The organism is Pseudoalteromonas sp. Xi13 (assembly GCF_003952205.1).
In the GTDB taxonomy this organism is placed as follows: domain Bacteria; phylum Pseudomonadota; class Gammaproteobacteria; order Enterobacterales; family Alteromonadaceae; genus Pseudoalteromonas; species Pseudoalteromonas atlantica.
The window spans coordinates 567,728-584,417 of the sequence record NZ_CP034439.1 but is presented as its reverse complement, the minus strand read 5'-3'; the positions used below and the strand labels follow the sequence as shown (position 1 = coordinate 584,417).

Sequence of the window (16,690 nt, the reverse complement as noted above, 5' to 3'; positions counted from 1 at the left end):
AGCACTGTTAATGGGATTAATTCGCACTTATAAAATTAATTAAAAGTGAGTCAAATAGCGCCTTGCAGTGGTGTTATGTAACAGGTAACATAGCCGCCTTTTTCTTCATAGACGAGACATACATGAATTTTTCCTTAGGTCAGCGTTGGATCAGTGATACAGAGTCAGATTTAGGATTAGGCACCGTAGTTGCCATTGAAGGCCGCCAGGTCAGCATTTTATTTCCTGCCAGTGGTGAAAACCGTGTTTATTCTAGTGCAGAAGCACCGGTTACCCGTGTGGCATTTAATCCAGGCGATGTGATCAAAAGCGTTGAAGAATGGGAATTAGAAGTAGAGTCTATTGAAGTGCAAGGTGAACTACTTTGCTACGTAGGTACTCGCGTTGATACCGGCGAAGAAGCAAAGCTAAAAGAAACCTTTTTAGATCATTTTATTAAGTTTAATAAACCGCAAGATCGTTTATTTGCAGGCCAAGTAGATCGCTTTGATCGCTACACCTTACGTTACCAAACATGGCAACACCAATTTGAGCGCCAGCAATCGCCTATTAAAGGCTTAATTGGCCAGCGCGCTAACCTTATTCCGCATCAGCTTTATATTGCACAAGAAGTAGGTAAACGTTTTGCCCCACGGGTACTGCTCTCAGATGAAGTAGGCCTTGGTAAAACCATTGAAGCCGGCATGATATTACATCAACAAATCATTAGTGGCCGTGCTAGCCGTGTACTTATTGTGGTGCCAGAAAACCTGCAGCACCAATGGTTAGTAGAAATGCTACGACGCTTTAATTTACGTTTTTCTATTTTTGATGAAGAGCGCTGCGACGAAGCCTTTGCAGACTCGCCAAACGTATTTGATACCGAGCAGCTAGTGCTTACCAGCCTTGAGTTTTTAACCAAGAAAAAACGCTGGTTTGAACAAGCAACACTTGCTGATTGGGATTTATTAGTTGTTGATGAAGCGCACCACCTAAGCATTAACAATGGTAAGCCGAGCACCGAATATCAACGCATGGCTGAGCTTAGCCAAGATATTCCGGGCCTTATTCTATTAACAGCAACGCCTGATCAACTTGGTCACCGTAGCCACTTTGCCCGCTTACAATTGCTCGACCCAGATAGATTTTACGACTACGACGTATTCAAAGAAGAAGAAGCTAATTACAAAGACGTTGCCGAAGCGGCAAATCAGCTACTGCAAGCACAAGCCCTTGATGATACAGCCAAAGCCACACTCATTGAGTTATTAAAAGAAACCGATATTACTGATGTGCTTGAAAAAGCTCAGCAAGGTGATTTACCTGCCCGTAAAGAAATACTTAACATGCTGCTTGATCGCCACGGTACAGGTCGTATTTTGTTTAGAAACAGTCGCAGCGGAATTGATGGCTACCCTAGCCGTAAATTACATGCTTACCCAATGGCACTGCCAAAGCAATATAAAACAGCAATGTCAGTACTTGGCAGCATGAGCGGTATACAAAGTGCAGAGCTAAGCGCACAACGCGCTCTGTTTCCAGAAAAAATCTTTCAAGAGTTTGAAGGTGAAAGTGCCAGCTGGGGCGCATTTGATCCACGTGTAGATTGGTTAATCGAAACACTTAAAACCCTAAAGCACGAAAAAGTACTGCTTATTTGTGCCAAAGCCGAAACCGCTATTAGCCTTGAGCAAATTTTGCGTGAGCGTGAAGCAATAAAAGCATCTGTGTTCCACGAGGGCATGTCGATTATAGAGCGCGACCGCGCAGCAGCCTTTTTTGCCGATGAATACGACAATGCACAAATACTGTTGTGTTCAGAGATTGGCTCAGAAGGACGTAACTTCCAGTTCTCGCATCACTTAGTGTTATTTGATTTACCACTAAACCCTGACTTACTTGAACAACGTATCGGCCGATTAGACCGTATTGGGCAAACAAAAGATGTTAATATTCATGTGCCGTATTTTGAAAATACAGCGCAAGAAGTATTACTGCGCTGGTACAACGAAGGCCTTGATGCATTTGAAAGCACATCAACCACTGGCCAGCTATTGTATAAAGAATTTAGTGAAGACCTACTTGATTACATTGCTGCCCATAATTGTGATGAAGAAGAGCTCGACCCTCTACTTGAGCAAGTAGCCAAGCAAAATGCCGTGCTACGCAAACAAATGGAAAGTGGCCGTGACCGTTTATTAGAGCTGCATTCATCTGGCCAAGGCGCTGCCGATTCATTGGTTGAAGAAATTGAAGCACTTGATAACCAATTTGAGTTACCAAGTTACATGATCAACGTATTCGACACGTTTGGAGTAAGCCAAGAAGACAAAGGCGAAAACACCATTATTTTAAAGCCAACAGAGCATATGCTAAGTGCATCGTTCCCTAGCTTAAAAGAAGATGGCATGACGGTTACATTTGACCGCGATACCGCCCTTTCTCAAGAAGACGTACATTTTATTAGCTGGGATCATCCTATGGTGCAAGGCACGATGGACATGATTTGTGATGATGACTTTGGTAGTGCTTCTGTAGCTTTGCTTAAAAACAAAAAATTACCACCAGGTACCTTTTTTGTTGAGCTAATATTTGTAGCCGAAGCTATGGCACCAAAAGCCCTGCAAGTAGGTCGCTTTTTACCGCCAACGCCTATTCGCATATTACTTGATAAAGCCAGTAATAACCTCGGCGAAAACGTGGCATTTGATAGCTTTAACCAACAGCTTTCAGCCGTTGGTCGTCAAACTGCAAGTAAATTAGCAGGCGCTTTACAAGGTGCGGTTCACCCAATGATCAACACCGCAAAAGAGATGGCTCAGCAACAGCTTGAGGTTATTCGCAGTGCGTCACTTGAAAAAATGCAAAGCACCTTAGGTGAAGAACAAGCTCGCCTTGAAGCGCTTAAGCAAATTAACCCAAATATTCGCCAAGAAGAAATTACCTTCTTCGATAAGCAGCGCAGCGAGCTGGCAACGCATATCGAAAAAGCCCAGTTAAAACTTGATGCGATACGCTTAATCGTAGTTTCACACTAAAGGTTTTTGAGCGTTTAGTTTATAGCTATCAGCCGTTAGTTAGATCAAGATATAACTAAACTACACTTCAAAAAGCACGGTTTACAGGCCGTGCTTTTTACATTCACCTCTACAATTCCTCATCAGTATCTTGGCCACCTAATAAAGCCATTATTTCAATACCTATTTCTGTAACTCTGTAATAAATGCTGTCTGAGCCACAAACGGCACGCCGATTGATCACTAAAACCGCTTTTTTCTGAGTTAGCAAGCTTACCATTTATTGCTTCTGCTCTTCTTGCACGGCGAATTAAATCATTCACCAATTCACTTTTATTTGTGTAATCCCCCCACGTTTTCAACGTGATTACGAAGCCATAAATCATTCTGTTCAGTAAATGAAATACTTTGCCTTGCCATAATGTGTTCCTACAACTTTAAGCTGGTGCAATTTCACACCAGCATGAAAAATACGCAATTAAACTTTTATCTTTTCCTTGAGCCTTTGCTCTCGCTCCCCTAAAATAGCGCCCTGAAAAATTACTGAGGTCGGCCGTGTTAGTTAATTACAATCCCCCAATGAGTCCGTATTTAACAATACTGCACCAAGATGACGACTTGCTCATCGTTAATAAACCCAGCGAACTTTTAACCGTCCCGGGTAAAGATCCAAAACATGCCGATAGCTTAATTAATCGCGTTAACCGTGTTTTTCCTACAGCTAAAATAGTGCACCGCCTAGATATGGCAACCTCGGGAATACTTTGCCTTGCTATGAATAAGGCAGCTCATAGGCATTTAAGTATGCAGTTTCAAGAACGTGAAACTGCAAAACGCTATATTGCACGTGTTTACGGCCAACTTGAGCAAGATACCGGATCGGTTGATTTGCCACTTATCTGTGATTGGCCTAATCGCCCTAAGCAAATGGTTGATTATGAAAACGGTAAGCCCTCGCTAACCCACTTTAAAATACTTGCACGAGAAGCGGGCGCAACACGTGTAGAGCTCACGCCAATTACGGGTCGCTCGCACCAATTACGCGTGCACATGCTAAGCCTTGGCCACCCAATATTGGGCGATAGACTTTATGCCCATAAAGAGGCCCTTGCCGCGGCGCCACGTTTACAACTACATGCGCAAATGTTGCAACTAAAACACCCCGTGACCGAGCAAGTACTGACCTTTGAGGTAGAGCCCGACTTTTAATAGGTAAAGCCCACAAAGTTAGTACTAAACTTTTACCTTAGCGCGCCGATACTTAGTTATTACTCACGTTTTGGGCTTACTATGATATTTGCGCAGCTAATCAAAAAAACGCTACAAAGTGTATGTTGTTGCTCTGCGTTATGCTTAAGCGCATATGCCAGTGCTGCAGAGCATATAGCCCCACCTTCTTTATCAAGTATCGAAAATAGCGATATAAAACGTCTACTACCCAATGATGAAGTTAAACCCATACTTGCTGGTGATACAGAATTTTTAAGTTTGTATAGCGAATACATGAGCCGAGATTTTAGAGGTATTGTATTACTCATCCCTGATTGGAATTCCACCCCCACCAGCAATGCTAGCATGAGTTACCTGCGAAAAGAGCTTACTAATTTAGGTTACACAACCTACGCCATGACAGTACCCGATATAGATTGGCAAGCAAGTAACATGGCTTCACAAGCAGATACCCAATCAAGCACGCAATCAAGTACGCAAGCGCAAAATGAAGAGCCAACAAAAACGGCGCAAAGTAACAGCGACGGTGCTGTTACAACGGCTCAAGAGCCACACTTTGTTAATGCCATTGATTTGGTGAGTAACGAGGTACTAAGTCATTATAAAACTAATTTAATAATGCGTTATGAGGCGCTCTATCAAAACGCAATGAGTGAGCCAAATAATATTGTCGTCATAGCACAAGGTACCAGTGCGGGGGTACTCCTAGAATACTATGCAGATTTTCCAGACTCGCGAATAGATGCGTTTATAAGCTTAAGTAGTTATTTACCTAATACACAGCGCAATAAAGGTTTAGCGCAAACCACATCGCTGGTGACCCCCGCCTTGCTTGATATTTACTATGCAAATGACAATACCGATATACTTATGAGCCTTAAAAACCGCCAGCGCTGGGTAAATCGAAATGCTAAATTTGATTACCGCCAGCGCCAACTCTTTGGCCTGCGCGATGCGCCAGAGCAGCATGCACGGTTAACTAAAGTGATAGACGGTTTTTTACGCCGCCTTTTTTAAATACTCGTAAGCCGCTTGAATATCTTGGCTTTTTTTAACTGCTACTTCCATCATGTGTTTAGGCAGCCCTTGAGATACTAATTTATCAGGGTGATGCTGCGCCATTAATTTACGATACGCTACTTTAATATCTCGTTGCGTCGCGTCACTACTTAACCCTAATAAAGCCAAGGCCTGTGAGCGGTTCATGCTGTTATTAGGGGGCACATGATGACCAGAGCCTTCACGGTAACTGCTACTTTGACCTTGCTGCTGTTGTCTATACTGTTGTTGCTGCTGTCTAAAACTAAATTCAGCTTGGTAACGCTTAAGAATAAAAGCAAAATGAGTTTTAGAAATACCTAATTGCTTACTTACCTCTTGTAACAGCTGTTTTTCTTGCTCTGCGAGCACGCCATCAGAAAACGCCATTTGAATTTGAATTTCTAAAAACAGTTGCAGTAAGTCGTAACGTTTTGCAAAGCGCTCTTTAAAGTCGTGTACTGTTTCTTTAATCGAAAAGTCGCTGTCTTTACCTGATTGAAATGCATGCTGAGCTTCGCGGCGCTCATCGCCCTTTAGCCCCATTTCATCCATAAACATACTTGCCGCTTTTATATGCACCTCGCTTACGCGACCGTTCGACTTTGCAATATGCCCCATAACCGCAAAGCAGCTCGAAAAAAACAACGCTTGGCGCTCGTTTACATCATCACCTTTAAACAAACCTGAAAAGCCGCCGGCTTTATCAAAATCGTTTTTTAAGCTTTTATCAAATAAATGGCCGAGGTATAAACCTAAAATGGCACCAAAAATTTTGCCAAACATAAAGCCAAAACAAAAACCGAGTATTTTTCCCCACATCTAATTAACTGCCTCTATTAAAGTGTGTTTTGTATGCGCTCGTTGAGCTGCGCGAGTCGCTGTGGTGTGCCGATATCGTCCCACTGACCAATATAAAGCTCAGTTGAGATAACCTGTTGGGCGAGCTTTTCTCGCAATATTGGCCCAAGCGGGCGTATGCCAGGCTCTAAACCTTTAAAAAAATTAGCGTGGTAACGGCTAATTCCCGAAAATGTATACTTTTGACTCTCAGCCGATAAGTGACTTAACGCAAAATCCCCTTTTTCGTTATGAGGTGGGTTTTCTACTAACACTATGTGAGCCTCGCCGTCTTGCAGGTGCAACTGTGTAAGCGCACTTACATCGTAATCTGTGAATACATCGCCATTAATTACAATAAATTGCTCACCTAGTAATGGCAGCGCCTGAATAATTCCGCCAGCGGTTTCAAGGCCGCCCTCAGCCTCTTGGCTATATTCAATGCGCACACCAAACTCAGCACCATTTTTAAAATAGCTTTTTATTTTATCCCCTTGCCAAGCTAGGTTTATAACAATGTTAGTAATGCCAGCGGCTTTAAGGTTATTAATATGGTGCTCAATCAGCGGTTTCCCCGCCACTTTTAGCATAGGTTTAGGCATAGCTTGTGTAAGCGGCATCATTCGCTGGCCGCGCCCGGCAGCTAAAATCATGGCTTTCATGTGCGCTCCTTAGCTAATTTTAGTGTTGCCTGCGGTATTACAATGCTACTTACCCACTCACTTAACGCTGCAAGCTCTGGATAGGTTTTAGCAACATCAACAATGTAATCCAACGTCGGTAAAATATTATCAAGGTAGCCGGTTTTACCATCGCGTAAATAGAGCCGGCAAAATATTCCCGCTGCCTTTAAATGGCGCTGAATACCCGTTAAATCAAACCACTGTTTAAACTGCTCAAAAGAAATATCTGTTATTAATTTTTGCGCTGTAAATTCTTCATACCCGTACTCAAGCAGCTGATTAAGCTGTGCTTGTGGCAACTTAAAGTAGCAATCGCGTAGCAGCGACACTAAGTCATAACACAGCGGCCCGCGCACGGCATCTTGGTAATCTATAATTGCCCACTGCTCATTGCTATACATAATATTACGGCTGTGATAATCACGATGAACCGTGACCGTAGGCTGCGCTAGCATAGCGTTCGTTAACAGCTCACAGCTTTGTTGCCAAAGCGTTTGTTGCTCAGTATTTAATGTTAAGCCAATAAAATCAGTAACCAGCCATTGGCTAAAAATATTCAGCTCAAGATGAATAAATTTTTTATTATAATTTTGCATAGCTGCTGATTCAGGTGTTTTGGCCCAGCTTGCCGCTAAACGGATTAATTGCTTGTAATATTCATCTCTATTTGGCTCATCGAGCTTATCGGCTAAGTGTGTATTTCCTAAGTCACTTAACACAAAAAAGCCCTGTTCTTCATCGCTTGCAATTATTTCAGGCAATAAAAAGCCGTTGTCGGTGAATACTTTATTAAGAGAGATATACGGAGCGTTATTTACTTTTTGTGGGTCGGAGTCCATCACAATAAACGCTTTTCCGGCACAGCTTAAACGGTAATAACGGCGAAAGCTGGCATCCCCAGTAATGGCTACTAAAGAGTGTGGTTTAGCATCAAAGTGCGTATTTATAAATAGTTGTAAATTATCAAAGCGTGTCATTATATAAGATGTCTATTTTTATAGGTCAATTACTGTATTTGCCATTGTTTTCCTTTATTATGTCTAGCTTATAATAAACCAAAGAGCATTAAGGTCGATAAATGAGCAAAACCTGGGGCATATTGATGCTAGGCGTAATTAGCGCACCATCGCTTGCCGAAACTGAACTGGCACACAATTTATGTGGCATTTCAATGCAAACCAGAGCTTGGCAACCTCTACCAAACTTAGCGGTAGGATCGGTTGATATACAAGCTGACGATGTAGAGCTCCTAGGCACACAAAGCGCTGAATTTACCGGCAATGTTGATATTAACACCCTTGATATGAGTTTGTCCGCACAAACTGCGCTTATAGATAAACAGCGCGGTTTACTTAATGCAACAGGCCCTATTACTTATCAAGACCGTGTAAGCCAAGTAAACAGCTCAGGTTTAAATGCCGATTTAAATAATTCAGAAATAAGCCTACTAGGTGCCGATTACAGCTTAACAGCGCAACAAGGTAAAGGTGGCGCCGAAAAACTCACTGTCAACGAGTCTGGCTTATTGTTAATGAATGCAAGCTTTACTACTTGCCCAAGCGATACACCCGTGTGGGAAATAGAAGCCGACGAAATTAACCTCTCTCGTGAAGAAGGCTGGGGCGAAACCTATAATGCCGTTTTACGTATTCTTGATACCCCCGTTTTATATTTACCTTATTTCACGTTTCCACTGGATGAGCGACGCAAGTCGGGCTTATTAACACCAAGCATTTCAAGCTCCGACCGTTACGGCCTTGAAACTGTTACGCCTTATTATTGGAATATTGCGCCTAATTTTGACGCCACTATTACACCACGTTATATGTCGCGCAAAGGCTTACAATTGCAAACTGAGTTTAGATACCTCACGGAGCAACATGAAGGCTTAGTCGGTATTGAGTATTTAGATAGCGATGATTCGGAGCCAAGCCTTGATGAGCGCTATATGTTTCATTGGCAGCAACAAAGCTATTTAAGTGAAGACTGGCGCGCCAATATTGATGTAACTAACGTCAGTGATGACAACTACATCACCGATTTAAGCTCTAATTACGCAAATAAAACCGATACCCAACTTTATCGTACCGGCTCTGTGACTCACCTTGGTGACACATGGCGTACCGATATTAAATTTCAAAACTTTGAAGTACTGGGCGATCACTTAGAGTCGTATGCCGCGGTTCCACAAATTAGCTTTACACAAACCGCACCATGGCGTTTTGATAACTTTGACTTTAGTTTGTCGGGTGAAGTAAGCCACTTTACCAACGACTCTTCAGAAATAGCCATAGACAGTGCTACCCGTGTACACGTAGAGCCAAAAGCGCGCTTTAACTACGCAACACATGCGTGGTCGTTTCTCTCAGAAGTGAGCTTATTACAAACTAACTACAAACAAAGTGGTAATTTAACGGGCACTCAATATAGCGATAGCGTTTCGCGTACCTTGCCAAAAGTACGTTTGTACTCGCAGCTTAACTTTGAACGTGACACCTCGACCTTTTTTGAAGATGGCATTCAAACTCTTGAGCCACAAATACAGTATTTATATACCCCTAATAAGGATCAATCTGAGATAGGCCTGTTTGACACCACTCGCCTACAGGATGACTTTTTTGGCCTATTTAGAGATACGCGCTTTTCGGGTGTAGACCGTATAGCCGCAGCTAACCAATTTACGTTAGGTGCAACAACACGCTTATTTGATAATAAACACGAAGAAGTGTTTAACTTTAGCGCGGGTCAAATTTTTTACCTAAACGACTCGGCTAAACCTACCGAGCAAGATTTAGACTCAGAGACAAACTACAACGCCCTTTTTGCAGCGCAAACAATGCTACATTGGCACCGCCGTTGGTACCTCTCAGCGGGTATGCAATACGACACGGATGGTAAGCAAATGATCCAGTCAAATGTCACCCTCGATTACAAAGGTGACAATAATGAGCTAGTTCAATTGAACCATCGCTATGCAAATGATGTCTCAGGAAATACAATCGAGCAAACGGGTGTATTTACAAGTATCCCTATTAGTGATCAGTGGCAATTTATTGCAAGCTACCACCGGGACCTTGAAAATAATCGAAGCATCGAATTTTTAAGCGGATTACAGTATGAGTCATGCTGTTGGGCAATCCAAATTACTGGTCACCGTCAGATTGAAACCGATTTAAATCAGTCTATCGGGCAGCAACAAGCCACTTTTGATTCAGGTATTAGTTTAAACTTTGTATTAAAAGGACTTGGCAGTAAGAGCCGTTACGATGCACAAAAATTATTACAACAAGGTATTTTTGGCTACCGTAGACCGTATTTTCTTAATAATTAAGGCAAACGAGCAATTAAGGTGATACTTTAAAGCCCTAAAATGCAGTACGCCCTGTTTTAAAGCAGTACTATTAGAAGAGTAGTAAAAAGAATATGAATTTAAAAAAACTATTATCAACAGCTATTTTAAGCTTAAGCTTATGCCATGGCGCATTTGCCGCCCCACAGGAAATCGACAAAGTAATTGGTGTTGTAAACCAAGGCGTAATTTTAAAAAGTGAAGTAGACACCATAATTAATCGTGTTAAAAAGCAAGCCGCAGAGCAAGGCCAACAACTTCCTAAAGACGAAACGCTTCGCGTACAAGCCGTTGAGCGTTTAGTTAACCAAACGCTTATGATGCAAATGGCTGAACGTATGGGCCTTGAAATTTCAGACAGCCAGTTAGACCAAACACTCGCGAATATGGCAAAAGATCAAGGCGGCAGCATTGCCGATCTTCGTCGTACCATTGAAGCCGCTGGCGAGAGCTTTCAAGCCTACCGCGAAGAAATTCGTAAAGAGATCACCACCCAACAAGTTACCCGTGCCAATGTAGATCGTCGAATCTATATTAGCCAACAAGAGGTAGATAACCTGTTAAAAATAATGGAAAGCCAAGGTCAAAACTCTGAAGAGTATGATATTGGCCACATCCTTATAGATATTCCTAACGATGCAACAGCAGATGAAATCACCAGTGCTAAAACCCGTGCTGACAAAGTTATTGAGCTATTAAACGATGGCCAAGAGTTTAAACGCATCGCTATTTCATCATCAGGTGGTTCAAAAGCGCTTGAAGGCGGACAACTCGGTTATATGGGTATCAACGAAATGCCTTCGTTATTTGCCGAAGCTGTAAAAGGTCAAAAGAAAGATGCTATTGTTGGCCCGCTTCGCTCGGGTGCTGGCTTTCATATAATTAAGGTGCAAGATGTACGTGGTCGCCAATTAGTAGAAACCACAGAAGTACGCTCACGCCATATTCTTATTAAACCTTCAATTATTTTAAGTGAAGAAAAAGCACGTAGCATGCTAGCAGGATTTGCCAAAGATTTACGCGCAGGAAAAGCAGACTTTGCTGAGCTTGCTAAAGAATACTCAGAAGATCCAGGCTCAGCCCTTAAAGGCGGTGAGTATGATTGGACTGACCCTACAACGTATGTACCGGCGTTTAAAGATACTTTGTTATCACTTGATAAAAATCAAATTAGTGAACCATTTAGAACACAATTTGGTTGGCACATAGTACAACTTTTAGATAAACGTGTAGCAGATAAAACCGAGCTAGCTAAACGTAACCGTGCGCACGGCATGTTGTTTAATCGTAAATTTAAAGAAGAAAGTTTTAACTGGCAGCAAGAAATGCGCGAACAAGCCCATGTTGAAATTTTCCCTATAGACGAGTAATTATGACATTACGAATTGCAATTACCCCGGGTGAACCCGCGGGGATTGGACCTGACTTGCTGCTGCAATTAGCGCAGCAACCATGGCAAGCTCAACTGGTCGCTATCGCCGACAAACAGTTATTAAAAGAACGCGCTCAACACTTGGGCCTTAATATTGAGCTAATTGATTTTGATGAAAATGCCCCTGCAGCTATAGCGCCTGCAGGTAGCATTTATATTCACCAAGTAGATTTAGGCACTGACGTTAAGCTAGGTGAACTAGACGACTTAAACGGCCAATACGTGCTTGATACCTTACGTATTGCCAGCGAAAAAAATATGGACGGTACCTTTGATGCCGTTGTCACAGGCCCTGTTCACAAAGGGATTATTAATAAAGCCGGTATTTCCTTTAGTGGCCACACGGAGTACTTTGCTCAGCAATCGGGCACCTCTGATGTAGTAATGATGCTAGCAACTGAAGGCTTGCGTGTTGCCCTAGTAACAACGCATATACCACTGGCTTATGTATCACGTGCAATTACACAAGAGCGCTTAACTAAAGTTATTAGTATTTTAAACCACGACTTACAAACTAAGTTTGGTATTGAGCAACCGAAAATTTTAGTGTGTGGATTAAACCCCCATGCCGGCGAAGACGGTCATTTAGGCACTGAAGAAATAGAAACAATTTCACCTACGCTTGAGCTCTTAAACAGCCAAGGCATGAATTTAATTGGTCCGCTTCCTGCCGATACCCTATTTCAGGATAAATACCTCTCTCAAGCCGATGCCGTGCTTGCTATGTATCACGATCAGGGTTTACCTGTGCTAAAATACAAGGGATTTGGTAACTCGGTAAATATAACCTTAGGTTTACCATTTATCCGCACTTCGGTTGATCACGGTACTGCGCTTGATTTAGCAGGCACCGGTGACGCTGAAGTTGGCAGTTTTGAATTAGCGATCCGCGAAGCAATTAAGCTCGCCCATGAAAAAGCACAGAATCAATGACCGATAAAGTACATTTAGGACACCGCGCCCGTAAACGTTTTGGGCAAAACTTTTTATTTGATGAATCTATCATTGATAAAATAGTGACTGCAATCGATCCTAAACCACAAGACAACCTAGTAGAGATTGGCCCTGGTTTAGGCGCAATTACCGAGCCTGTTGCCGATTTAAGCGGCCAACTTACTGTTGTTGAGCTAGATAAAGACTTAGCTCAGCGTTTAATTGAGCACCCTTTTTTAGGTCCTAAATTAAACGTAAACCAAGGCGATGCAATGAAGTTTGACTTTGCAAGCCTTGTACGCGATGACAAAAAATTAAAAGTGTTTGGTAACCTGCCTTACAATATTTCTACGCCATTACTGTTCCATCTTTTTGAGTTTGCTGATCATATTGAGCACATGCACTTTATGCTGCAAAAAGAAGTAGTAAAACGTATGGTTGCAGGCCCAGGCAGCAAAACCTTTGGCCGTTTAAGTGTGATGACGCAATACTACTGCCACGCAATGCCCGTGGTTGAAGTACCGCCAGAGTGTTTTAAACCAGCACCTAAAGTAGACTCTGCGGTTATTCGTCTGATCCCTAAAAAAGCCGAGCAACGTACCGCTAAAAGCGTGAAAATTTTAAACACCGTGTGTTTAGAAGCCTTTAATCAACGCCGTAAAACATTGCGTAACAGCTTAGGCAACTTACTCACCGCAGATGAGCTTACTAGCATTGGTATTGATATTACTTTGCGTGCTGAAAGCCTAACGTTACAACAATTTATTGATATAGCTAATTGGATTTATGACAACAAGCAGTAATATTGGCTCTCCTGTAAAAGTCTCTGTAGAGACTTTTTATGTTGAAGGGCAATCTCAGCCTGAGCTAGAAAAGTACGTTTTTGCCTACTCAGTGACAATTAAAAACCACAGTCTTTGCAGCGCTACACTTTTAAGCCGTTATTGGTTGATCACCGATGCCAATGGTAAAGAAGTTGAAGTAGAGGGCGAAGGCGTTGTGGGCGAAACCCCCGTTATAGGCCCAGGCGAAACTTACAAATACACCAGTGGCGCAATATTAGACACCCCTGTTGGCACCATGCAGGGACACTACACACTGCGCAATGAGTTTGGCTCTGAGTTTGAAGCACCTATAAGCGTATTTCGTTTAGCGTGCCCTAACATTTTACATTAGTAAAAAGCGCCATGGCTGATTACGCAATTGGTGATTTACAAGGCTGCTTTAAAGAGTTTAGCCGCTTGCTCAAACGGGTTGACTTTAACCCAAGCAAAGATCACCTTTATTTAGTGGGCGATATCGTCGCACGTGGGCCGGACTCTCTGGCCTGCCTAGATTATATTTATCGCCATCAAGACAGCATGACTGTTACTTTAGGCAATCATGATTTACACATGGTTGCCTGTCACTATCTTAATAAGCCAATAAACCCCAAAGATAAACTCGGTGCTATTTTTGATAGTAAAAAGCTTCCTCACTATATCGCCTATTTGCAAACTCAGCCGCTTGCTATTTATTTAGCACAGCACCGTAGCTTTATATCGCATGCAGGGCTTAACCCTAATTGGTCTATAGAAAGCGCACTTAAACACGCACAGTTTGCTCAGCGTTGTTATCAATCGGCAAATGCTAAGCACTTTTTTGAAAAAATGTATCAGCCCCACCCCGCTATATGGCATGACGATTTAAACGAATTTGATAAGTTTAGATACATTGTTAACTACTTTACCCGCATGCGCTTTTTAACTAGCAACAACACGTTAGAGCTTAGTGCGAAAGGCGCAATTAACGATAATAAAACGTTAACAGCCTGGTTTACTCACCCTAATATAAAAGCATTAGAAAACAACCTTATATTTGGCCATTGGGCCGCTCTTGAAGGGGTTACTCAGCTCAATCACATACATGCGCTCGATACCGGATGCGTATGGGGCGGTGCTTTAACGATGATGGATTTGCAAACTAAGCAAAAAATAGTAGAAAAGCCGACGCTTTTATCTAAATAAACTGTAAAACCCCAGCACATATGTTAAATTTAAATTAATAGATATTAATTGCTTAACTTATTGGTTAAAAAGCCGATAAGATGTGATTGAAGTACTTTAATTGGAAATCCATATGAATCTGACAGTAAGCCAACGAATTTGGTGTGGTTTTATATTTATCACCTTATTACTCATAATCATTGGTGGTAACTCTTTAATAAAAATTGCGAGCATTGACCGCTCTACCCAGCAGGTAAACCAGTTATCACTGCCCGCGCTTAATAAAAGCTCAGAACTACAAGCTGAATTTATTTTAATGAGTAAAGCAGCCCAAGCTAGTTTTTATACCACCTCAAGCGCACAGCTCACCCCTATAAAACAAAAAGTACTTGAGCAAAAAGACAAATTCAACTCGCTGCACGCCGACCTTCAACGTGTAGTAAAAAACGATGCATCACTGAGTCAAAAAAGCCAAGCAGTAGAAAAAACCTACTTAAGCTTTTTAGGTACGGTCGAAAACCTATTAGCTGATAAAGATAAACAACTGGCACTTAATAAAACCCTCACAGCACAGCTTGAAACAATTGAGATTGCAGCTGAAGATGCCAACTCAGTCGTGCTTGATATCACAGATATTACTAACTTTGAGCAAAACCACCCACGCGCTTACCAAGCTGCCAATAACTTAGAAAACAACTTTATGTCGGTGGTGAGTAACAGTACCGATATGCTCACGGTTAAAACGACAAACACCTTAGATATCGTAAAAAATGAGCAAGCTTATTACCTTGACGAAGTTATTCGTACTTTAGCGTTAATAAAGCCAGCTATAGAACAAGATAACAACGACTTATACAGTGATTTACAAGCATACGTTGATACACTAATAGAAAATATTAGCGGCAATAATAGCCTAGCGGCCAATAAGCAGCGCCTTATTGACGCTATCGCACTTACCGAAAAAGAACTTGCCCAATCAGAGCAAGCAACCACTATGGCACTGTCGCAAATTGATGATTTAGTAACACAAGCAAGTACTGTGGCTTACAAATTACAAGAAGGTGTTCGCGAGGATGTAGATTCAGCGACGCTCTGGACATGGGCAGGTATGATCATCGCAACGTTAATTGCAATTGCAATTGCGATCCTTACTGTTAATAGAATCACTAAGCCACTGGCTGAGGTTAATCGGATTTTAGATATTGTTGCCAGCGGTGATATGACCCAACGCTTAGATGACTCTGCAAAAGATGAATTTGGCGAGCTATCAAAAAGCTGTAACACCCTTATAGATAGCCTACGTAGCTTAATTAAGGGCATTATTTCACGCTCAACTCAATTAGCAGCGGCGTCTGAGCAAACATCGGCCATTACCGGTGAGTCAAGCCAAGCTATTCGTAACCAACAAGCACAAGTAGAGCAAGCGGCAACAGCCACAACCGAAATGAGCAGCACGTCGCAAACAGTAAGCAACAGCGCACAGCAGGCACTTAACGAAATTAAAAATGCCGATAAAGAAGCTGAACGTGTAAAAGGTATTTCTCATCAAAATAAAGCCACTATTGAGCAACTTGCTCGCGAGGTGGACGATGCATCAGGTGTTATTAATAAGCTTCATCAAGACAGCGCATCTATAGGCAGTATTTTAGATGTAATACGCGGCATTGCAGAGCAAACCAACCTATTAGCACTTAACGCTGCAATTGAAGCAGCACGTGCCGGTGAATATGGCCGAGGTTTTGCGGTAGTAGCTGATGAAGTACGCTCACTGGCAAGCAAAACGCAAGAGTCGACCCAAGAGATACAATCTATGATTGAATCGCTTCAAAGTGGCGCAGAAGCGGCTGTAACAGCAATGGATAAAGGTAAACAGCAAGCAGAGTCATGTGTTGAACAAAGCGACTTAGCAAGCAGCGCATTAGACTCAATTACACTTGCCGTATCGCAAGCACACGATGTAAGTGAAGAAATCTCTACCGCAGCTCAAGAGCAACAACAAGTATCACAAGAAATTAGTGAACGTTTAGAATCTATTGTAGCCATAGCCGAGCAAACTGCTGAGGGTGCAAATCAAACAAACATTTCAAGCTCAGAAGTAGCCAAACTCGCTGAAGAGCTAAGAATATCGGTAGAAAACTTTAAGGTGTAATGCACTCCTAACAGCAGTAAATTTACGCAATAAAAAACCCGATACTGTTACTCAG

13 protein-coding genes are annotated in these 16,690 nt (G+C 42.2%); 10 read left to right on the top strand and 3 right to left on the bottom strand.

Annotation, left to right across the window (positions count from 1 at the left end):
- The first annotated feature begins 122 nt into the window (after nt 1-122).
- The 3 genes from rapA (at nt 123) to EJ103_RS02565 (ending at nt 5,243) form a co-directional block, all read left to right on the top strand.
- The gene (gene rapA / locus EJ103_RS02580; protein WP_126005900.1) at nt 123-3,017 is read left to right on the top strand and encodes an RNA polymerase-associated protein RapA; all 2,895 of its coding nucleotides are present in this window, start codon (nt 123-125) and stop codon (nt 3,015-3,017) included.
- A gap of 534 nt (nt 3,018-3,551) precedes the next feature.
- Complete coding sequence (rluA, locus tag EJ103_RS02570) at nt 3,552-4,205, top strand: bifunctional tRNA pseudouridine(32) synthase/23S rRNA pseudouridine(746) synthase RluA (protein WP_024031523.1); 654 nt, start codon at nt 3,552-3,554, stop codon at nt 4,203-4,205.
- Nucleotides 4,206-4,286: 81 nt separating this feature from the next.
- Entirely contained in the window at nt 4,287-5,243 is a 957-nt protein-coding gene (locus EJ103_RS02565) for a DUF3530 family protein (protein ID WP_126005898.1), read from the top strand.
- On the opposite strand, the gene djlA is transcribed toward EJ103_RS02565, so the two are convergent.
- The 3 genes from djlA to EJ103_RS02550 are packed head-to-tail and all read right to left on the bottom strand — an operon-like array spanning nt 5,226 to nt 7,764.
- Nucleotides 5,226-6,086 carry a co-chaperone DjlA gene (gene djlA, locus EJ103_RS02560; RefSeq protein WP_029773301.1) on the bottom strand — a complete coding sequence of 287 codons (861 nt, stop codon included), beginning with the start codon at nt 6,084-6,086 and terminating at the stop codon, nt 5,226-5,228. The genes EJ103_RS02565 and djlA overlap by 18 nt on opposite strands.
- 17 nt (nt 6,087-6,103) lie before the next feature.
- The gene (gene murU, locus EJ103_RS02555; protein ID WP_004585861.1) at nt 6,104-6,766 is read right to left on the bottom strand and encodes an N-acetylmuramate alpha-1-phosphate uridylyltransferase MurU; all 663 of its coding nucleotides are present in this window, start codon (nt 6,764-6,766) and stop codon (nt 6,104-6,106) included.
- A complete protein-coding gene (locus EJ103_RS02550; RefSeq protein ID WP_126005896.1) occupies nt 6,763-7,764 on the bottom strand; it encodes a phosphotransferase in 1,002 nt (333 codons plus the stop codon). The genes murU and EJ103_RS02550 overlap by 4 nt, the downstream gene beginning before the upstream one ends.
- A gap of 101 nt (nt 7,765-7,865) precedes the next feature.
- Here EJ103_RS02550 and lptD point away from each other — a divergent pair, with 101 nt between their 5' ends.
- The 7 genes from lptD to EJ103_RS02515 all read left to right on the top strand — a co-directional run bounded on the left by lptD (nt 7,866) and on the right by EJ103_RS02515 (nt 16,635).
- On the top strand, nt 7,866-10,118 hold the full coding sequence (gene lptD, locus EJ103_RS02545; protein WP_055254919.1) for an LPS assembly protein LptD: 2,253 nt from the start codon (nt 7,866-7,868) through the stop codon (nt 10,116-10,118).
- A gap of 92 nt (nt 10,119-10,210) precedes the next feature.
- Entirely contained in the window at nt 10,211-11,506 is a 1,296-nt protein-coding gene (gene surA / locus EJ103_RS02540; RefSeq protein WP_126005894.1) for a peptidylprolyl isomerase SurA, read from the top strand.
- A gap of 2 nt (nt 11,507-11,508) precedes the next feature.
- The gene (pdxA, locus tag EJ103_RS02535) at nt 11,509-12,501 is read left to right on the top strand and encodes a 4-hydroxythreonine-4-phosphate dehydrogenase PdxA (RefSeq protein WP_024031517.1); all 993 of its coding nucleotides are present in this window, start codon (nt 11,509-11,511) and stop codon (nt 12,499-12,501) included.
- On the top strand, nt 12,498-13,304 hold the full coding sequence (rsmA, locus tag EJ103_RS02530) for a 16S rRNA (adenine(1518)-N(6)/adenine(1519)-N(6))-dimethyltransferase RsmA (RefSeq protein WP_004585856.1): 807 nt from the start codon (nt 12,498-12,500) through the stop codon (nt 13,302-13,304). The genes pdxA and rsmA overlap by 4 nt, the downstream gene beginning before the upstream one ends.
- A complete protein-coding gene (gene apaG / locus EJ103_RS02525) occupies nt 13,288-13,677 on the top strand; it encodes a Co2+/Mg2+ efflux protein ApaG (RefSeq protein WP_004585855.1) in 390 nt (129 codons plus the stop codon). Before rsmA ends, apaG begins: the two co-directional genes overlap by 17 nt.
- Before the next feature lie 11 nt (nt 13,678-13,688).
- Complete coding sequence (locus tag EJ103_RS02520) at nt 13,689-14,507, top strand: symmetrical bis(5'-nucleosyl)-tetraphosphatase (protein ID WP_054983554.1); 819 nt, start codon at nt 13,689-13,691, stop codon at nt 14,505-14,507.
- Between the two features lie 112 nt (nt 14,508-14,619).
- Nucleotides 14,620-16,635 carry a methyl-accepting chemotaxis protein gene (locus EJ103_RS02515; protein WP_126005891.1) on the top strand — a complete coding sequence of 672 codons (2,016 nt, stop codon included), beginning with the start codon at nt 14,620-14,622 and terminating at the stop codon, nt 16,633-16,635.
- Nucleotides 16,636-16,690: the final 55 nt, after the last annotated feature.